Origin of the sequence: Halorhabdus tiamatea SARL4B (assembly GCF_000470655.1) — an archaeon.
Lineage (GTDB): Archaea > Halobacteriota > Halobacteria > Halobacteriales > Haloarculaceae > Halorhabdus > Halorhabdus tiamatea.
In genome coordinates this window covers 659744-677453 of the sequence record NC_021921.1, presented here as the reverse complement: position 1 = coordinate 677453, position 17710 = coordinate 659744, and the positions used below count along the sequence as shown (strand labels likewise).

Below are 17710 nucleotides of genomic sequence, written 5' to 3'. Positions count from 1 at the left end.
GCTACTCGTCCTTGATACCGATACTCTCTCGGAGATCCGCGAGCGCCCGTGCCACGTCCGGCTGGCCGAACAGCGACGACCCGATGACGAGTGTCTCCGCCCCGCGCTCGACACACTTGGCCCCTGTCTCACTGTTCACGCCGCCGTCGACTTCGATCTCGGCGGCTCCCATCGCGTCGAGCTTTTCGATTCGGTCGAGCGTCTTCGGCATGAACGACTGGCCGCCGAAGCCCGGTTGGACGCTCATCACGAGGACGACCTCGACGTCGTCGAGATACCGCTCGACCGCCTCGACGTCGGTGTCTGGATTGAGAGCGATCCCGGCGTCCATGCCGTGGTCGTGGATAGCTTCAATGACGTCTCCCGGATCGTCCTCGCTTTCGACGTGGACGGTGAGTCGATCCGCGCCGGCGTCCTGAAACGCCCCGACGTACTCGCCCGGGTGTTCGATCATCAGGTGCGTATCGAAGTAGAGATCGGTCCGGTCCCGGAGGGAGTCGATCACCGGCGGGCCAAAGGAGATGTTCGGCACGAAGTGGCCGTCCATGACGTCGAGATGGAGGATCTCGGCCGACTCGACTTCTCGGACATCGCCGTAGAGATCCGCGAAGTCCGCCGCGAGGATCGACGGTGCGATGCGCGCCATGTTTTCCGGTTTCGGACCGAGTCCCATAACGGTGTCTACCGCCGACGAAGGGCAGGGTATTTCCTCCCCGGCGGCGATCCGTGGGACATGGACGAGCAAACGCGCGACGCGGCGAAGCGGCGGGCGAGCGAGAGTGCGGTCGAAGCCGTCTCCGACGGCGACGTCGTCGGCCTCGGCAGCGGTTCCACAGCCGAGCACGCCATCCGCATCCTCGGCGATCGGGTCGAGGAGGGGCTCGATATCGTCGGCGTGACGACCTCCTTTCAGGCCCGGGAGATCGCCATCGAGAAGGGGATCGACCTCACGACGCTGGACGAGACCGACGGCCACATCGACGTCACGATCGACGGCGCGGACCAGTTCGCCGGCCCGGATCTGATCAAGGGCGGCGGCGCGGCCCACGCCCGCGAGAAGATCGTCGCCAGTGCGACCGACAGCCTCCAGATCGTCGCCGATCCGACCAAGGAAACCGACGTGCTGGACACTGTGGTTCCCGTGGAAGTCCTCCCCGACGCCCGGACGACGGTCGCCAACGCGATCCGCGAGATGGGCGGCGAGCCCGAACTCCGGTGGGCACAGCGCAAGAGCGGCCCGGTCGTCACCGACAACGGGAATCTCCTCTTCGATGCCGACTTTGGCGCGATTGACGATCCCGAAGCCCTCGCGACGGAGATCGCGACGATCCCCAGCGTGGTCGAACACGGGATCTTCCCCGGCTACGCTGACGCCGTTCACATGGGGACTGAAGACGGCGTGACCGTCTTCGAGTACTGAACTGATTGATTCACGCCCGACCGCCAGCCCACCGCACACCAGCCCCGAGCAGCGCCCGCGCCTCTCCTTCAAAAGCCGACCGAAAGTGTCCGAGCGCGGTATAGAAGGACCGACCATCGCCGTAGGGTTTCACCCAGGCGACCGGCATGTCCCCCAGGTCTGGGTGGTCCATCCGCGCGAGGACGCGGACGTTGAAGACCTCCGGCTCGGGATGCTGGATAAATCGCCCGCCGATGAGTTCCTCGAGTTCGGGGCTTGGCTCCTTGCGCTCCCCGACGATGTTGTCGGGGTCGGCGAAGACGCTGGGATCGTACGGCGACTCACGACTCACGTTGAGCACGCCCATGATCCGGGGCGGGTGATCGTCGCCGATCCCGAGCCCTGCGGCGTCCACGTTGTGCATAGTGAGAGCGACGACCGGGACGGGCAAAAACGGTTGGTCCCCGGCGAAGGCGGTTTGATCGGAGGGTGTCGTTGAATACCGACCAATCTACTCAATTTCAATTGAAATTCACTCCTGTTATATCGGTGTAGTTTACTACCGAAACGTATATTAAATTGGTACGTAATTGCGGAAAACATGTCCGCAAGTGGGCGGCGGAGATTGTTCGCGGTGATCGCATCGGTTCTTATGATTGTCTCGATGTTGCCGGCGGGAACGGTGTCTGCCGAGACGGTTTCCGAAACCGCGGGGAATACAGCGGCGGCTGATCCGGTTTCTGAAGTATCCATGGACGGGCCGCCGGTGATACTGAAAGCCCAGGCCATGGAGCGAATCGAGAACTTCTCGGCCTCGTCGAACCAACTCGAGTCGGCTAAGGAACGGGCTCGCTCGCGACTGAACGATTCCTTTTCGTATTACCAGGATCCGATACGCGTCGACGACCAGCACGCGTTCATTCGCGATGCGGAAGTACTCCGCGCGCTGACTGACTTCGCCGGGACGAATCAGAGCAAGCGACTCGACCAGATCGTCGAGTTGGTGACGCGGGCGGATAACCAGTCTTCCAGACAAGTCATCCGTGATGCTGAATCTGCATTCACGGCGACTGAGGCGGACCTCGGCTCGGGAATGAAACATAGTGCTGAGGCGCACATCGACAATGCTCGGTGGCAACTCGCCCGCGCCGAGCGGATCCGCGATCGCGCTGGCGAGCAATCGGGAGCGCAGTCGATTCGTACAACGGCACGGGCCGTCCGAACGTACGGCTCGGCGGTCAACCAGGCTCACACTGCCTTGCGAATGATCGATGGCGAGGTCGGCCCGGAGGTGTCGTTGACACGGCGGACGGATCCGATCCGTAACGGGAGCGAACGAGCTGGCTATACGCTTGTGGGGCACGTTTCGGATCCCACCGGATTGGACGCGGTGAACGTCACTGCGACGATCAACGATGATCGGACAGTCGACCTTCCGCTTCGCCGTGGCTACGCCAACGGCACGTTCGTGAAAACGATCAATCTCACCGAGCGTGTGAATACGATCGAAATTGCGGTCGTCGAGAGTACTGACAACCAACAGTCGAACAACGGCAAGCAGAAATCCAAGCAGAAGGGCAAAAAGAAGGGCAACAACGGCAACGGTGGCGTCTCATCCGGGCAGAGCCAGACGAGCACGGTGGTGCTTCGCCTGGACGGTGATGGCCTGCCCGATACCTACGAGGAGAATGTGACGGGCACTGATCCGCTGGATCCTGACAGTGACGCACCGTCGACCGAGGTGAACGAGGCCGACAACGGCACGATCGACGGCCACGAGGACTTCGACGGTGATGGGTTGTCGACGATCCGAGAACGGGAACTCGGGACGGATCCACTCGAAGCTGATACAGACGGTGACGATCTACCTGATGGCTTCGAGGAGTTCGTGATCGGGACGGACCCACTCGACGCCGACACAGACGATGACGGTACATCCGATGGTGCGGAAGACCTCGACGGAGACGGGTTAACCAACGCAGAGGAGTACGAAGCGGAGACTTCGCCACAGTATGCCGACATCGACGGTGACGGGCTGACCGATCCCCAGGAACTCGCTAACGGGACGGATCCGTGGCAGGCCGACACTGACGACGACGGCCTCGACGATGGCGTCGAACCGACCGACCCGTTCAACACGGACCCGCTCGATCCCGATACCGACGATGACGGCGTAGAGGATGGCAACGAGACCTACACGACGACGACAGGCAACGAGAGTCTGGGCGTCGACATCGAGTTGACTGGTCAGGGGAACGTAGCTGGTGGCGTGACTGTTGGCGAGGATACTGAACGCTTCGCCGAAGGCGATCGCGTTGCGAACATAAGCGTCTCGGAGATCGTCGAGATCGAATCCACGCGCGAGTTCGAGTCGGCGAACGTCACCATCTCATACGACGATTCTCTTCCCGCTGCGAGCAACGAGTCAGATCTGGCAGTCGTCACCTACGACCCCGAGAAGCAACTCTACGTCCCGATCAACTCGACGATCGACGCCGAGAACAACACGGTGACAGCCCAGACCGAACACTTCTCGACGTTCGCCGTCTTCTCGATTTCGAACTGGGCAGATGATGTCACCGCCGAGGTGCCGTCGAACGGGTCAGACGGATCGAGCGGGGACGATTCGATCCAGTCCGTGGACGTCCAGTTCATCATCGACTCCTCGGGCTCGATGGGCGGAAACGATCCTCAGGAATTCCGGAAGCAAGCAGCCAAAGAGTTCGTCGGCGCGCTCATTCCGGGCGACCGGGCGGGCGTGGTGGACTTCGATCACACTGCCCACGTCGCTCAGGAGTTGACGACGGACTTCGGCGCGGTCAACGTCACGATCGAGAGTCTGGACGCGAGTGGCGGGACGGACATCGGCAGCGGTGTCGCGCGGGCAAACCAGCACTTCGCGAGTGCGAGCAACAACTCTCGCGCAAAGGTTGCGATCCTATTGACTGACGGCCAGGGCTCGGGCGGCCGGGCTCAGGCACGGACAGCCGCCGACCGGAATATCACGATCCACACGATCGGGTTCGGGGGAGCGGATGGAAACAAACTCTCGGATATCGCATCGATCACCAATGGGACGTACAATTACGTCGAGGACGCCTCGGACTTGCCGAACGTCTTCTCGCGTGTCGCCGAAGAGGTCGAACCGAAAGACACCGACGGCGACGGACTGCCGGACGTCCTCGAAGAAAACGGACTGCCGATTGGTCACACTGGCTCGGACCTCCGCCGGCTTCCGACCAACGCAACCGACAAGCACACTGATGGCGACGAGCTCACGGACGGCGAAGAGGCCAAGGAATACCGAGAGTACCCGATCGACTTCGTCGTCAACGACCTCGAGCACGAGTACATCGTCTCGTACTTCGAACTGCGATCCAATCCGACGCGCGCCGATTCGGACGGTGATGGCCTCGAAGATCACGAGGAAGTCTCTCTGGAGAACAACTCGAAGGCCGACGGCTGGAACATCTCGGTGATCAACGAGAGCGGCCAGCCCTACCGGTGGGCTGGCAGTGTCGATGAGAATCCGGACGCCAATATCACCGTCACGTCCAACCCCATGCTGAAAGATACGGACGGCGACGGACTGAATGATACCGAGGAGAAGGAATACACGCATACGGATCCGCGCGAGCCCGTGACGTACGGGATTACTGCAGAGCAAGCCGAAATGATCGAACTGATCGAAGCAGATGGAGAGGTTTTTCGATTCCGATTCGGTGCAGACGCTCTCGGCATTCCAGAACAATTAGCGACAGAAGAAATTACGGTCGGGCCAAGCGGGTTGAACGATGCGACGAGTGATTTTGATTTCGTCACTGACGACTCGCTTGACTGGAACTACGCTTCGCGTAGTCGCGAACTGTTCAATCGGATCACGTTCACTGCTCTGGATGGAACCAAGCGGACGGACACCTGGCTGTCAAACACTCGTGAATTGGAGGAGGGAACGGACCCATGGGATCCCGACTTTGACGACGATGGGTTGACCGATGGACAAGAACTGAAAGGGATCACGAAAGCCACCCAAGGGACTACCGGTGGTATAGCATCGTTCACATATTTCAACGTTAGAGAGGCGAACATACTAGAAGAACCGACTGTTCCACTGAATCCAGACACAGACGGCGACGGCTACTGGGACGGCTGGATCGGCGTCTACGATGTCGACTATTCGGATAACGTCATCCTCTACCGGGAGAATTTGCAGTCAGGCAATGGCGTTAGCGGTGCTGACGAACGCGTCGACGAGCAGGTTGGTGTGCACGTAGTTCACCCCGAGGACCCCGGAGCGTATCTCGACAATTCTCCCGGCTCTTCCGTAAAGCGGCATTCGAACGTTCATCTCGGAGAGCTACACTGGGATAGCTTCGATCCGAGTCAGACCGCAGACCCGAATGACGACTCTGTGAAACCGGATCCATCACTCGATGTTGAGGTGGATCGATACGCCAACGCTGATTCCAGAGCCCTCCAAGCACATAGTGGCGTGGAACAGAACTATGCACTATACGGCATAAACGCAAATTTGCATTTGGACGGGGACCCCCTCAATGATAGTGATTTGACCGAGAAAAAGACAAAATGCTATCAAAAACACGGCCCCGAAGTCTGCGTAGAGACCGAAGACGAGTTTACTCCACCAACGACCTACCCAGAAGCAAAATGGATCGAGCAAGAGCACCACGATAACGAATCGCGTGCGTACATGTTCATTACGACAAAAGGTGCTGACAATCATTACAACGTCCTGCCAAGCTGGGACGGTGTCGACGGCGTTGCTTCCTCGGACGGATCGGACTGGGTACTGGGCCACGTTCACGGGTTTGGATTCGGCACGCTCGTGTTCACGAAGGACCATCAAAACGACCCAAAGCCCATTGCGTATCAAAAGACGATCGTTCACGAAATCGGCCACCTGATCGGTGCCGGTAGAAACGACGACAGCTCACGCTATGGAACTGGCGTCGTACCTGACGAAGTCTACAGTGGGAACGATGATGATCAGACGAAAGAAGATGTCGGCTTTTCTGGGCCAAACCAGTATGAGTGGAGCGTGATGAGCAGTGGCTGGAATCGGCCAGTCACCAATCGACCGATGAACGGAGATTATATTGCTTTCAGCATTGAAGAGCTATTTACAATCGAATTCGAGAATATCGATAGCCAGAATGAGTAACATGGTAAAGAAGATCCTCCTCGTGCTAGTGGTGATCATCATCCTGTTAATAGGGGGATTGACGTTACTATCTTCCGTCTCTATGTGTCCGATAGGACTCAGCCAAGCATCGTGGGAGCTGGAGGCTTGGGTGTATGAAGAAACCGCTCTCCAGGATGGAGGTGTCGAACTAGAGATCGAGGTTGTTAGCTCTGGCCACTCCGTAGCAACGTTCCATAACGTTGTAATCGAATACGAAGACATAAACGGAACCGTTTTTCGACGGACTCATCTGGGGACGTTCTCTGGAAATTGGAATGAAACAAGAACTATCCAACTTAACAATATTCCTGAGCGTATTCGTCTCGAGATTGGAACCCTCGAAGAAGAGAATCCCGATGCGGAATACTGGATAAAAGGCCTTCAACGGGCAAACGGAAGCTACGAACCATTTGTTCAAATTCACAAAGAGTGCTGATTTCCGTCTCATATTTAAGAACCATACATGGGCATCAAAAGAGGAGACCTCTCGGAAGGGACTGGCCTGAATCTATATATGACGACTGCCTGACCGACGGTCAGGAACTCCGGCATATTACCCGGTTCCCGAACTTCAGATGACAACCGTATCTGTAGATGAGAAGGTGTCGAAACAGATCGATCCGCTGAACCTAGATACGGACGGCGACGGCTACTGGGACGGCTGGATCGGTGTTCACGGTGTCGGGTATTCGGACAACGTGATCCTCTACCGAGAGAATTTGCAGTCAGGCAATGGCGTTAGCGGTGCTGACGAACGCGTCGACGAGCAGGTTGGTGTGCACGTAGTTCACCCCGAGGACCCCGGAGCGTATCTCGACAATTCTCCCGGCTCTTCCGTAAAGCGGCATTCGAACGTTCATCTCGGAGAGCTACACTGGGATTCGGATCCAACTGACCCTAATCCGGAACAATTGGACGAGAAAACGTCGCTCGAAATCGAAGTCGATTGGCTAACAGGCCACAACCCGTCCCAAATTCGCCGTGGCGGCGAAACGGTACTCTCTTCGACAAAAAAGAATCTAGCCCTGTATGGAATCAATGTGACGTTCGATGAGAGCAATAGCGACTCGATCGAAAAGAGTGACCTTCAAGACCTCGTCAAAGGCCATGAACGGAAACTGCTATTCCCAGGGAGTACAATAACGGTTCCAGTTCCGATCTACGTCACACCGGATAGTTTGAACGTGAAGGAACTTTCGGTAATCGAGAACGAATATCACGACGATGATAGCAAGCTACACCTGCTCTACGCTAACGAATATGGGTCTGACGAGCCGGAATATCTCCCTCACGATAAATTCATCCCTGGCAACGTAATTGGGTTAGAAGGACATACTGGCTCGCCTGGCCAGGTGGCCGCGCTGGAAACGACGGGCCGTGTTCCATACGGGACGGTCGTTTTCGATAACGAGACTTCATCATTCAGCGAGGCGAAAAAATTACTCATGCATGAACTTGGACATGCGCTATCTATCGGTTGGCTCGACGACAAAGGTGACGGACATATCGCCGAGTGTTACAGCGGGAGTGACTGTGTCAAAGGGTCGATCGCTGGCGTCAAACTCGTCGGTGGAGGAGAAGACGAGACGCCGGAAGAGATTGGAATTGGCGATATTCGGTGGAGTATAATGACACGAGGATATCGAGCAAATGAGTACAGCAACAATCGACTGGTCTATAGCTTGGAAGAATTAATTTCAATCGATACAGATGATATCCCATCAACAGATGACTGACGGGATATCGAGACGGAGATTTATCGTGACAGGGACGACACTGGGCCTTTTGAATATGTCCGGTTGTATATCGGTTGATGATACCGGGACATGTGATAGATATCTCGGGTTCAATCGTATCAATCACTCATATTCAAATGGAGGGCACAGATTCGAGGTAGAAATATCGGTCAGTCTTCAAGGCGCGGAGAGTTGGGCTCAATTCACAGGGGTTTCTCTCGTTGGACGAACAGAGGACCAGACAAAATTGTGTTCGCAGTCTCTCGGAACGTTGACTGAAAGTCAAGAGTTCACTTCGATATTACGGTGTGAAAGCTGGCCAGACAGTATCACTTTCAATGTGGGTGAAAATATATGTGAAGATGATACTGTTATTGAAATCCTTCAGTATCAAGGTGAAAACGATAATAAATCGAATTGGACAATAGTAGACATGGGATGTGAGTGAGAAAATCAGCATTTCCACGTCATGCAATCCGAGGTAATGCACGAGTTGGGGCACGCTCTAAGTATCGGCTGGCTCCACGACAAAGGCGACGGGCACATTGCCGAGTGTTACAGCGGGAGTGACTGTGTCAATGGGTCGATCGCTGGTGTCAAACTCGTCGGTGGAGGAGAAGACGAGACGCCGGAATACATATCTGGGTTTGACGAGCCAGAATGGAGTATAATGACAGATGGGTATAGTGCAGCGATGATGGGAAGACGGTTAGCATATAGTATTGAAGAGTTGACTACGGTAGATCTCAAAGACGTTCCATCAATCGATGACTAAGCAAATATCCCGCCGGAATATATTGGGAGCATTCGCTGTTAGCGGAATGGGTTTACTCAGCGGATGTCCAGGAGATTATCCACGGAAGCGTAAGTTGGGATTCCGGGCCACAGAGTTGAAAGAGCATACTGATGACAGCTATCAACTAGAAATAACTATATATATGAGCGCTACTGGTGAGTCTGATCAATGGAATACGTTCCACGCTGTTCATATTGTAGGGTTTTCGCGTGCAGGAACGGAAGTATGTAGAAAACAGATAGGGACTGTCGAAGAAAATAGAGATTATGGCCCATACCGAATTTCCTGCGAAGGATTTCCCCATTTACTGACATTCAAGGCCGAAGAATCACCGTGTGATGAGGATACAGAATTGAGTATCACGGTTTACCAAGGTGAGGAATTAGGTACAGACGGTATCGATTCAAACTGGATGGTGAAACACGAACGACAATGTGATGGAGAATTGCCACCAAATAGACTATTGAATGACACTCAAGTACTGATGACTAACAGTGCTGCACAAAGCTGCTGTATCTTGCACTGTCTTCCGTAACCCTGTGTATCTCAACATTTACGAACTGGATTGCATCGCAGTGAATCAGCTGTGAACGTTTCTATGACACACTTTAGGATTCACGCCCGACCGCCAGCCCACCGCACGCCGGCCCCGAGCAGCGCCCGCGCCTCTCCTTCAAAAGCCGACCGAAAGTGTCCGAGCGCGGTATAGAAGGACCGACCATCGCCGTAGGGTTTCACCCAGGCGACCGGCATGTCCCCCAGGTCTGGGTGGTCCATCCGCGCGAGGACGTGGACGTCGTCGGTGACGACCTCGTAGGGTTCATCGTAGGCCTGGAAGTCCGCGCGGTTGATCGTGATCGGGTGGTGGGAATCGACGATCCGGACGTCGAAGGCGGCTGGATCGGGATGGCGAATAAATCGCCCGCCGATGAGTTCCTCGAGTTCGGGGTTTGGCTCCTCACGCTCCCCGACGACATCGTCGGGGTCCGAGGGAACTGTAGTCTCGAGCGCCGCCGCGCCGTGGACGCCCGCATAGCCACCGCCGCGCTCGACGAACTCGAGTAGCCCCGACAGCTGGGCGTCGGTCATCTCGCTGTCGGTCGTGTAGTCGATGCAGACGTCGTATTCGCTGTCGGGCAGCACCGCGAGTTCTTCGCGATCGGTCGTGATCTCGGCGTCGATGCCTTCGGCCGAAAGCGCGGCCTCGATGTGCGGGCCGAGTTCTTCGATATCGTGGAACGGGAACGCCGTCCCGCCGAGCAGGAGCGCCTGGAGGTCTTGCGTCATCGGTCTGCCCCCGCGTGATCGTGTGCAGTCATCGTTCGTCGATAGTTGTCGGTCGGCACGCACAAAGGAGCGCCGGTCGTGTGAGAGTCGTGTTTATCGAAAGTATTGCATTCTAACTGTACCCACGTGTATATTGATAGTGCTCAGCTGTAAACCGCTTTGCCGGTAATTCATGGCATCAATCCGGCCGAGAAAGATTTTTGATTCCTACGTGCGTAGGGTTAGATATGGGGAAACCAGGACCGAATCCGGAGGTCGTCGCCGAGGACGTACTCGACGTCTTCCGCGATCGTGCTGACGATAGCGAGCCGCTCACCGCACCGGAGATCGCGGACGATCTCAACTGCTCGCGCCGGACAGTACTCGACCGGCTCCACGAACTGGCGGAGCGTGGCCACCTCACGAGCAAAAAGGTTGGCGGGCGGAGCCGTGTGTGGTGGGTCCCGGACGACAACGCGTCCGCACACGATTTCCCAACGGACGACCCACTCTTCAGCGGCGAGCCATTGCTATCTCCGGACGACCCGGTCGACGAGACCGAGATCGACGACGTTCTCTACAGTGAGGGCTGAGACGTGTCGCGGACTGTTGATCCCGGCGCAACGCCGCTATTCATCGACACTGGTGCGTTCTACGCTCGATTCGTGGGGACGGCACAGCGCCACGACCGCGCCACGGCGGTGTTCGAAGCGATCGGCACCGGGGAGGTTGCGTATCGTCCGCTGTATACTTCGACCTACGTTCTCGACGAACTGGCGACACTCATCCTCAGCCATCGGGATCACGACGCTGCGACGGCCGCGCTCGAGCGAGTTCGTGAGTCACCGACGACTGTCATCCAGCCGGACCGGGCGGACTTCGATCGGACATGCGAGGCGTTTGCGCGCTACGACGATCACGAGATCTCACTCACGGACCACATGAGCGGTGTGCTGGCTGCCGACCGAGATATCGAGCACGTGTTCACGTTCGATCCTGATCACTTCCGAACGCTTGAGTTCACGGCCGTTCCCGACGACACCGGCGAGGGAGTTTGAACCACCCACCAAAAATCGACGCAAACTTAAATATCGGTAGGCCGTAGCACGGAGTGAGTGACCGGAACAGACCGACCCACCGACGGGGCGCTCGTCGTCAAGCGGGTAGAGGCGGGCTCCGCCGACACGACCGAGATCGAACGACTCGCCGACGCCGCGGGCTACGACGTCCTGGCGACGCTCACCCAGACCCGAACCGAGGACCCAGCCTACCACGTGGGCGAGGGCAAGGCCGCCGAGATCGCCGACCAGCTCCGCGCTCGCGACGCAGCAGTCGTCATCTTCGACAACCAGCTTGGGCCCTACCAGACGTACAACCTCGGCACCGAGTTCCCCGAGGGCGTGCGACTACTGGATCGGTTCCGGCTGATCCTCGAAATCTTCGGCCAGCGCGCCCAGACGCGAAAAGCCCAGCTCCAGGTCGAACTCGCGGAACTCCGGTACGAACTCCCGCGAGCCGAAGCCAAGGCCAGCCTCGCCCGGCGCGAGGAGCACCCGGGGTTCATGGGGCTGGGCGAGTACGACGAGAGCCGCGAGCAGGACATCAAAAACCGGATCGCCCGGATCCGCGACGAACTCGAGAAGATCGAGCGGACCGACGAACACCGTCGCGAACAGCGTCGGGAGTCGGGCTTCGATCTGGTGGCGCTGGCGGGGTACACCAACGCCGGGAAGTCGACGCTCCTTCGTCGGCTGGCGGAGGATCTGGACGTCGACGAGAACGAGGATATCCACCCCGATCTCGACGAGACGGCCGCGTCCGAGGACCGGCTGTTCACGACGCTCGGGACCACGACTCGCCGGGCCGATTTCGACCGCCGGGACGTCCTCGTGACCGACACGGTCGGGTTCATCTCAGATCTCCCACACTGGCTGGTCGAGTCCTTCAAGTCCACGCTCGGCTCGGTCTATCAGGCCGACCTCGTCCTGCTGGTCGTCGACGTGGGCGAGTCCGTCGAGTCGATCCGCGAGAAACTCGTCACCGCCCACGACACGCTCTATGAGCGCAACGAGGCCCCGATCCTGACCGTCCTCAACAAGATAGACACCGTCGAGGCGGCGGAACTCGACCGCAAGCGCGAGGCCCTCTCGGCGCTCGCGCCGAATCCCGTCGCTGTCAGCGCAAAAACCGGCGAGAACGTCGACGCGCTCCGCGAGCGGATCGACGAGTCACTGCCGGAACTCGAACGCGAACGGCTCGTCCTCCCGATGACCGACGACGCGATGAGCGTCGTCTCCTGGATCCACGATCACGCCAACGTCGAGACCGTCGATTACGGCGAGCAGGTCGTCGTCGAGTTCGAGGGCCGTCCTGCCGTCATCGAGCAATCACGGGCGAAGGCGAGTGATCTGGTTCCTGCAGAGTCGGCGTCCTGACCGAATTCAGGGTCGCTCGCTCCACATCGCGGTCGGCACGCGATCCAGCAGGTCCGTCGCCACGAGCCCGTATCCGTTCTCCTCGACCACGAGATCGCCGGCCCGCCCGGTCACGTACGCGCCGAGTGACGCCGCCGGGAGGGGGTCGAGCGTCGCCGCGAGCGCGCCCGTGACGCCCGCGAGCACGTCCCCAGTCCCGCCGACAGTCATCCCCGGGTTGCCAGTCCGGCTGACGCGGGTCGACTCGCCGTCCGAGATGATATCTGCCGGCCCTTTCACGAGCAGCGTGGCACCGAGTTCGGCTGCAAGGTCCGCCACGTGCTCGGCTCGCGTCTCCCAGTCGGTCGCGTCGCGGCCGCCCATGCGCTCGAACTCGCCACGGTGGGGCGTACAGATCAGGGAGGCGTCGGTCTCCACGTCGGGGACGACCCGAAGCGCGTCGGCGTCGACGACGGCCGTCCCCTCGAAGTCCGCGAGGAGGTCCTCGACGGCCGAGCGCGTCGCTTCGGCGTCACCCAGCCCGGGGCCGAGGACCACGCTGTCGTGGTCGGCCGCCAGATCGAGCAGTGGGTCGACGGCCGGTGCTGTAAGCTGGGTGCCGTCGAAGGGCCGGACGATCAGGTTCTCGCTGAATCCCTGCACCTCGTCGGCGATCGCCGCCGGGACGGCCACCCGGACGAGGTCAGCCCCCGCTCGAAGCGCCGACTGGGCCGCGAGCGCCGGCGCGCCGGTGTAGGGCCCGCCGCCGATCACCAGCACCTCGCCGAAGTCGCCCTTGTGGCTGTCGGCCGGCCGGTCGAGTCGTAGGAGGTCGCCGCGTTCGACGAAGTACTCCGCGCCAGGCGGAACACCGATGTCCGCTACCTCGATCGGGGCGTCGAGATCGGAAAGGCCCGGCTTGGGTTTGTGGAAGGTGACGACACGGTCGGGACGGACGGCCCCCTCAGCCAGGGTTCCCGCGGCGGCGTCGAGTCCCGAAGGCACGTCGAGACTTACGACCGTCGCGTCGGCGGCGTTGATCGTGTCGGCGGCGGTGGCGACCGGCTCCCGGAGCGCACCCGAGATCCCCGTTCCAAGCATCGCGTCGACGACCACGTCCGGATCCGAGAGGTCGAACGCCGTCGAGTCGCCGATCGTCCGGGTTTCCACGGTCGAGCGCTCGAGAGCGTCCCAGTTCTCGCGGGCAATGTCGGTCCCGATGTCGTCGGGATCGCCCAGGAGTGTGATGCGACAGTCGTACGCGCCGAGGAACCGCGCCGCGACGAGCGCGTCCCCGCCGTTGTTGCCACGGCCGGCCACGATCTCGATCCGATCGTCGGCGTCGGCGACATCGCGGATCACTCCAGCGGCGGCGTTGCCGGCCGATTCCATGAGTTGTTTCCGGGTTACACCTAGCGCGGCGGCATTTGCGTCGACGATGGCGATCTCCCGGCCAGTGAGTTCGCTCCCGAAGGTCATGGCCGGGGGTTCGAACGCTCGGCGGTTAACAGTTCAGCATTATCAGCGATTGAAGGTGGATCCGGGTGCTTTTCGGCGTCGATGAGCAACTATTCCGTGCATGCCGCTGATGTCAGATGACGACTTCTCCATCCACGACGACGACTGCGAGAAGCAAGAGAGCGGCTGGATGCCTGTCTCGGATCTGCCGGACGAGGTCACCTCCATGGACGACCTCGACTGTGCGTGCTGGGAGGAGTACGATTCGATCGCCGAGATTTGATCGGCCGCCGGGCCGCCATTCGACTGTCACCGCCTGATCTCGAAGCCGTCCAGTCCCTGGGGCTCCTCGGACGTCACCTCGACATCGTCCACCCGGGCTGCCGGACTGCCCTCGTGACAGAACTCGACCATCGCGTCGACTGCCGACTCGCTCCCCTCGAAGACTGCCTCGACGCGGCCGTCGGGCAGGTTCTTCACCCAGCCGTCGACGCCGTGCTCCTCGGCTGTGTCGCGGGTCGTCGCCCGGAAGAAAACGCCCTGTACGTTGCCGGAGACGTGGACGTGTGCGCGAACTTGATCACTCATGTGCTGCAGTTCGGACGCCGAGGCAAAAATGCTACTCCCGGGTGTCACTTGTCGTCCTCACTCGCTCGACCCGCCGCCGTTGCGGAGGTGATGGAAAACGTACGTCTGGGTGTAGCCGGCGTACTCCCCGCCGAAGCGCTCCCGAATCGCCCGGGAGGTCTCGGCGTAGGAGCCCCGGTCACATTCAGGGTAATACTCCTCGATCGTCGACCGGATCCAGGTGTCAAGCGGGACCGCCTCGATGAATCCCAGCGAGAACAACAGCACGCAATCGGCCACTTTCTCGCCGACGCCGACGAACTGGGCGAGATACTCCCGGGCGTCTTCGTATGCCAGGTCCGTCGCTTCCTGGGGGTGGGCCGTCCCCTCGGCAACCATCTCGGCCGTCCGCTGAACGTACGGAGCGCGATAGCCCAGCCCGAGGTCCCGGAGTTCCGCTTCCGTCGCCTCGGCGAGTCGTTCGGGCGTCGGAAAGGCATAGTACTCCTCCCCGTCGAAGGTGATCGATTCGCCGAAACGCTCCTCTAGGGCGCGCTGCATCTCGTGGATTCGCTCGACTCGCATCTGGGCCGAGCAGATGAACGCGATCAGCGTGGCAAATGGGGGGTCCCGGACGAGACGCAGCCCCCAGTAGCGATCGAAGGCTGTCTCGAGCAGCGGATCCGATGGCGTCGCGTCCCTGATCGCGGGCAGGTCGTCGTCCAGCCGGAGGCGTCGCCGGAGCGTCGCCTCGGCGTCGAAACTCGCCTCCCACTCCAGTCGGTCGTCGGTCTGCCGGACCCGGACGACATCGAGGTCACGTTCATCCGAAGCTGGCCCGTCGCCGACGACGACCGTCGCGTACCACGCGTCCCCGCCGTAAGCGTCGCTCTCCTCGTAGCTTCGGCCGTCTTCGCGGGTCCAGCGGAAGGTCTGCCCGCTCTCTACCGTCGACTGGAGGTCGAACGGGCCGATCGACGACAGCGACAGCGTCCCGCGATGCATGCCTCCCCTCCGGACCACCCACGTTAGTCGGTTTCGCGTTCGACCGGGCTAACCTTCATATCAGAGGCGAGCAAAGTGTCTCCCATGAACTGTCGAGTTGTCGTCGAAGCGGCCGTGCCAGTCTACGACGTCGAGACCGCAGACGAGGCCGTCCGCATCGCCATCTCGAAGACCGGGGAGATGCTCAACCCCGATCTCAACTACGTCGAGATCAACATGGGCGAGCGCCAGTGTCCCCACTGTGGCGAGGAACTCGACCCGGCGTTTCTGGCCGCCGACGAGAGCCTCGTCGCCCTCGAACTCGAGATGACGGTCTTCAACGTCGAGCGTGACGAGCACGCCGCCCGGATCGCCCGCAAAGAGATCGGCCAGCGCCTCGAGAACATCCCGCTCGAGGTCCTCGAAATCGAAGAGATCGAGGACGAAGACGGGGGTGACAGTGACGAGACTGACGACGAACCGGTCGAGGAGGCGGCCGACTCCGAGCCTGTCGCCGAACCGACCGATCGGGAAGACGGCGACGTACTGCCGGAGTTCGAGGAACTGATCGACGAGTAAACCCGGCGACCGCCCGACGTCCGTCTGCATGCCTGTCGTTTGACGACTCGACTGGAACTTCCTTTAGAGACCCGCCGTTCCCTTGCCGAGACGTATTTCGCCCCACCGGCGCTGTCGCTGTCGGAAGTGAAACGCCGAAAACTGTCGGGATGGTTCCCAGCAGGATTAGTCAGCAGTCGCGGAGACGCGTTCGGTGTCCGTCGTGGACTCCATTTCCCCGGTGATGCCCTCGGCGAGTGCGAACACGGCGGCCTTGTGGTCCGTCTTGGACTTGTGAATCGACGTCGGCTTCACGCCGAGTTCCGTGTATCGCGTGTGCTCGACGTCGGTGTCGAGTGTCTGTTCGTAGTGATCTCGTACCTGCGCCAGCAGCCCATGGAGATGGATGAGCTCCTGCTTTTTCATGGTCACTCATTCGTAACGACTGGAGGGTTATAGTAGTATCCTGAGTACTGTTACCACACTTCTTCGGAAGCGAGGGCGTTCCTAACGGTTGATATCGATGGTTCCGAAACGAGTTCTGGCTACCGATCGCCGATCCGAGACATATCAAACATGATAGATAATCCGGGATCGGTTCCAGCCGGGCCACCCTCTTTCTGTTCTGATTACATTTCCTCCTGGAGGCCCGTTCTCGCCGGTTTGAAAGATTTTTATCCGGCCATGGCCGACGTACGGCCATGGACTACGACGACATGCTCGATCGGGCGATCGAGGACACACCGGACATCGAGTCGGGGACCGACCGCTTCGACGTGCCCGCTCCGGACGTCCGCCAGGAGGGCAACATGACGGTTTACGAGAACTTCCAGGCGACCGTGCGCCGGCTCGACCGCGAGGAGGAACACGTCATGAAGTTCCTCCAGGACGAACTCGGCACCAGCGGCCACATCGACGAGAGCGGTCGCGCCCGACTCACCGGCGAATTCGGGCAGCGCCGTATCAGCGAGGCCATCGACGCGTACACCGAGGAGTTCGTCATCTGCTCGGAGTGTGGCCTCCCGGATACACGGCTCATCCGTGAGCAGGGCGCGATCTTGCTCCGGTGTGAGGCCTGTGGCGCGCGCTCGGCCACCAGCGGATAGTGCAGATTTTCTGCGGAACCGTCGACCCGGCGTTAGTGCAACTCCCGTAACGTTTCGAGGTCGCGGTCGGTCCGCATGAATTCCGCGAGGCGGCGCTGTTCCCCACAGTCGGGACACGTATAGCGGTTTTCGGGCGCAGGAAGGTCACTCGGCGTCGATTGCCACTCTTTGCGACACTCGGGACAGACGAGTCTGACGTACGCTTCCTCCATCGATGAGTGTG

General features: G+C 59.8%; 19 protein-coding genes and 1 pseudogene. 11 read left to right on the top strand and 9 right to left on the bottom strand.

The annotated features are described in order from the left end of the window. Nucleotide 1: 1 nt before the first annotated feature. Complete coding sequence (gene rpe, locus HTIA_RS03535; RefSeq protein WP_044950904.1) at nucleotides 2-646, bottom strand: ribulose-phosphate 3-epimerase; 645 nt, start codon at nucleotides 644-646, stop codon at nucleotides 2-4. 87 nt (nucleotides 647-733) lie between these two features. On the opposite strand from rpe, the gene rpiA reads away from it, so the two are divergent. Further along, on the top strand, nucleotides 734-1420 hold the full coding sequence (gene rpiA / locus HTIA_RS03530; protein WP_008523528.1) for a ribose-5-phosphate isomerase RpiA: 687 nt from the start codon (nucleotides 734-736) through the stop codon (nucleotides 1418-1420). A 10-nt stretch (nucleotides 1421-1430) separates the two neighbouring features. Here the strand turns inward: rpiA and HTIA_RS17085 are convergent, their stop codons facing one another. Next, nucleotides 1431-1640: a ThuA domain-containing protein gene (locus HTIA_RS17085; protein ID WP_275040310.1), complete on the bottom strand. Its 210-nt coding sequence runs from the start codon at nucleotides 1638-1640 to the stop codon at nucleotides 1431-1433. A 66-nt stretch (nucleotides 1641-1706) separates the two neighbouring features. After that, nucleotides 1707-1823: pseudogene (locus HTIA_RS16945) on the bottom strand (dihydropteroate synthase); the annotation flags it as partial. A gap of 177 nt (nucleotides 1824-2000) precedes the next feature. Between HTIA_RS16945 and HTIA_RS03520 the strand changes: the two are divergent. From HTIA_RS03520 to HTIA_RS03505, 4 genes are all read left to right on the top strand, one after another. Next, a complete protein-coding gene (locus HTIA_RS03520) occupies nucleotides 2001-6581 on the top strand; it encodes a VWA domain-containing protein (RefSeq protein WP_079980304.1) in 4581 nt (1526 codons plus the stop codon). Nucleotide 6582: 1 nt separating this feature from the next. Beyond that, nucleotides 6583-7038 carry a hypothetical protein gene (locus tag HTIA_RS03515; protein WP_148290922.1) on the top strand — a complete coding sequence of 152 codons (456 nt, stop codon included), beginning with the start codon at nucleotides 6583-6585 and terminating at the stop codon, nucleotides 7036-7038. 139 nt (nucleotides 7039-7177) lie between these two features. Then, nucleotides 7178-8338, top strand: a complete 1161-nt coding sequence (locus HTIA_RS03510; RefSeq protein WP_008527820.1) for a hypothetical protein — start codon at nucleotides 7178-7180, stop codon at nucleotides 8336-8338. A 484-nt stretch (nucleotides 8339-8822) separates the two neighbouring features. Further along, nucleotides 8823-9113, top strand: coding sequence for a hypothetical protein (locus HTIA_RS03505; RefSeq protein ID WP_008527821.1), 291 nt, complete (start codon nucleotides 8823-8825; stop codon nucleotides 9111-9113). A gap of 636 nt (nucleotides 9114-9749) precedes the next feature. Here HTIA_RS03505 and HTIA_RS03500 read toward each other — a convergent pair. Further along, complete coding sequence (locus HTIA_RS03500; RefSeq protein ID WP_008527822.1) at nucleotides 9750-10421, bottom strand: ThuA domain-containing protein; 672 nt, start codon at nucleotides 10419-10421, stop codon at nucleotides 9750-9752. A 227-nt stretch (nucleotides 10422-10648) separates the two neighbouring features. Between HTIA_RS03500 and HTIA_RS03495 the strand changes: the two genes are divergently transcribed. Genes HTIA_RS03495 through hflX form a run of 3 tightly spaced genes read left to right on the top strand, consistent with a single transcriptional unit; the run spans nucleotide 10649 to nucleotide 12835 of the window. After that, entirely contained in the window at nucleotides 10649-10993 is a 345-nt protein-coding gene (locus HTIA_RS03495) for a helix-turn-helix domain-containing protein (RefSeq protein WP_008527823.1), read from the top strand. A 3-nt stretch (nucleotides 10994-10996) separates the two neighbouring features. Then, nucleotides 10997-11458 (top strand): type II toxin-antitoxin system VapC family toxin, encoded by a 462-nt coding sequence (locus tag HTIA_RS03490; protein ID WP_008527824.1) that lies wholly within the window; start codon nucleotides 10997-10999, stop codon nucleotides 11456-11458. A gap of 57 nt (nucleotides 11459-11515) precedes the next feature. Continuing rightward, entirely contained in the window at nucleotides 11516-12835 is a 1320-nt protein-coding gene (gene hflX / locus HTIA_RS03485) for a GTPase HflX (protein ID WP_008527825.1), read from the top strand. Nucleotides 12836-12841: 6 nt separating this feature from the next. Here hflX and HTIA_RS03480 read toward each other — a convergent pair whose 3' ends face one another. After that, complete coding sequence (locus HTIA_RS03480; RefSeq protein ID WP_008527826.1) at nucleotides 12842-14293, bottom strand: bifunctional ADP-dependent NAD(P)H-hydrate dehydratase/NAD(P)H-hydrate epimerase; 1452 nt, start codon at nucleotides 14291-14293, stop codon at nucleotides 12842-12844. Nucleotides 14294-14402: 109 nt separating this feature from the next. Between HTIA_RS03480 and HTIA_RS16730 the strand changes: the two genes are divergently transcribed. Further along, on the top strand, nucleotides 14403-14555 hold the full coding sequence (locus tag HTIA_RS16730) for a hypothetical protein (RefSeq protein WP_020936015.1): 153 nt from the start codon (nucleotides 14403-14405) through the stop codon (nucleotides 14553-14555). Nucleotides 14556-14581: 26 nt separating this feature from the next. Here the strand turns inward: HTIA_RS16730 and HTIA_RS03475 are convergent, their stop codons facing one another. After that, nucleotides 14582-14860 (bottom strand): acylphosphatase, encoded by a 279-nt coding sequence (locus tag HTIA_RS03475; protein WP_008527828.1) that lies wholly within the window; start codon nucleotides 14858-14860, stop codon nucleotides 14582-14584. Between the two features lie 57 nt (nucleotides 14861-14917). Then, nucleotides 14918-15844 (bottom strand): DNA-3-methyladenine glycosylase family protein, encoded by a 927-nt coding sequence (locus HTIA_RS03470; protein ID WP_008527829.1) that lies wholly within the window; start codon nucleotides 15842-15844, stop codon nucleotides 14918-14920. A gap of 84 nt (nucleotides 15845-15928) precedes the next feature. Here HTIA_RS03470 and HTIA_RS03465 point away from each other — a divergent pair, with 84 nt between their 5' ends. Further along, nucleotides 15929-16402, top strand: a complete 474-nt coding sequence (locus HTIA_RS03465) for a DUF555 domain-containing protein (protein ID WP_008527830.1) — start codon at nucleotides 15929-15931, stop codon at nucleotides 16400-16402. Between the two features lie 165 nt (nucleotides 16403-16567). Here HTIA_RS03465 and HTIA_RS03460 read toward each other — a convergent pair whose 3' ends face one another. Next, nucleotides 16568-16807 (bottom strand): UPF0058 family protein, encoded by a 240-nt coding sequence (locus tag HTIA_RS03460; RefSeq protein WP_008527831.1) that lies wholly within the window; start codon nucleotides 16805-16807, stop codon nucleotides 16568-16570. A gap of 275 nt (nucleotides 16808-17082) precedes the next feature. On the opposite strand from HTIA_RS03460, the gene HTIA_RS03455 reads away from it, so the two are divergent. Further along, nucleotides 17083-17487, top strand: a complete 405-nt coding sequence (locus tag HTIA_RS03455; protein WP_008527832.1) for a translation initiation factor IF-2 subunit beta — start codon at nucleotides 17083-17085, stop codon at nucleotides 17485-17487. A 32-nt stretch (nucleotides 17488-17519) separates the two neighbouring features. On the opposite strand, the gene HTIA_RS03450 is transcribed toward HTIA_RS03455, so the two are convergent. Next, nucleotides 17520-17699, bottom strand: coding sequence for a DUF7836 family putative zinc-binding protein (locus tag HTIA_RS03450; protein ID WP_008527833.1), 180 nt, complete (start codon nucleotides 17697-17699; stop codon nucleotides 17520-17522). Between the last annotated feature and the right edge of the window lie 11 nt (nucleotides 17700-17710).

Bases quoted from the DNA above. Each gene is read 5' to 3' on its own strand.
- rpe (WP_044950904.1), bottom strand. From the start codon at position 646: ATGGCGCGCATCGCACCGTCGATCCTCGCGGCGGACTTCGCGGATCTC.
- rpiA (WP_008523528.1), top strand. From the start codon at position 734: ATGGACGAGCAAACGCGCGACGCGGCGAAGCGGCGGGCGAGCGAGAGT.
- HTIA_RS03520 (WP_079980304.1), top strand. From the start codon at position 2,001: ATGTCCGCAAGTGGGCGGCGGAGATTGTTCGCGGTGATCGCATCGGTT.
- HTIA_RS03515 (WP_148290922.1), top strand. From the start codon at position 6,583: ATGGTAAAGAAGATCCTCCTCGTGCTAGTGGTGATCATCATCCTGTTA.
- HTIA_RS03510 (WP_008527820.1), top strand. From the start codon at position 7,178: ATGACAACCGTATCTGTAGATGAGAAGGTGTCGAAACAGATCGATCCG.
- HTIA_RS03505 (WP_008527821.1), top strand. From the start codon at position 8,823: ATGCACGAGTTGGGGCACGCTCTAAGTATCGGCTGGCTCCACGACAAA.
- HTIA_RS03500 (WP_008527822.1), bottom strand. From the start codon at position 10,421: ATGACGCAAGACCTCCAGGCGCTCCTGCTCGGCGGGACGGCGTTCCCG.
- HTIA_RS03495 (WP_008527823.1), top strand. From the start codon at position 10,649: ATGGGGAAACCAGGACCGAATCCGGAGGTCGTCGCCGAGGACGTACTC.
- HTIA_RS03480 (WP_008527826.1), bottom strand. From the start codon at position 14,293: ATGACCTTCGGGAGCGAACTCACTGGCCGGGAGATCGCCATCGTCGAC.
- HTIA_RS16730 (WP_020936015.1), top strand. From the start codon at position 14,403: ATGTCAGATGACGACTTCTCCATCCACGACGACGACTGCGAGAAGCAA.
- HTIA_RS03475 (WP_008527828.1), bottom strand. From the start codon at position 14,860: ATGAGTGATCAAGTTCGCGCACACGTCCACGTCTCCGGCAACGTACAG.
- HTIA_RS03470 (WP_008527829.1), bottom strand. From the start codon at position 15,844: ATGCATCGCGGGACGCTGTCGCTGTCGTCGATCGGCCCGTTCGACCTC.
- HTIA_RS03465 (WP_008527830.1), top strand. From the start codon at position 15,929: ATGAACTGTCGAGTTGTCGTCGAAGCGGCCGTGCCAGTCTACGACGTC.
- HTIA_RS03460 (WP_008527831.1), bottom strand. From the start codon at position 16,807: ATGAAAAAGCAGGAGCTCATCCATCTCCATGGGCTGCTGGCGCAGGTA.
- HTIA_RS03455 (WP_008527832.1), top strand. From the start codon at position 17,083: ATGGACTACGACGACATGCTCGATCGGGCGATCGAGGACACACCGGAC.
- HTIA_RS03450 (WP_008527833.1), bottom strand. From the start codon at position 17,699: ATGGAGGAAGCGTACGTCAGACTCGTCTGTCCCGAGTGTCGCAAAGAG.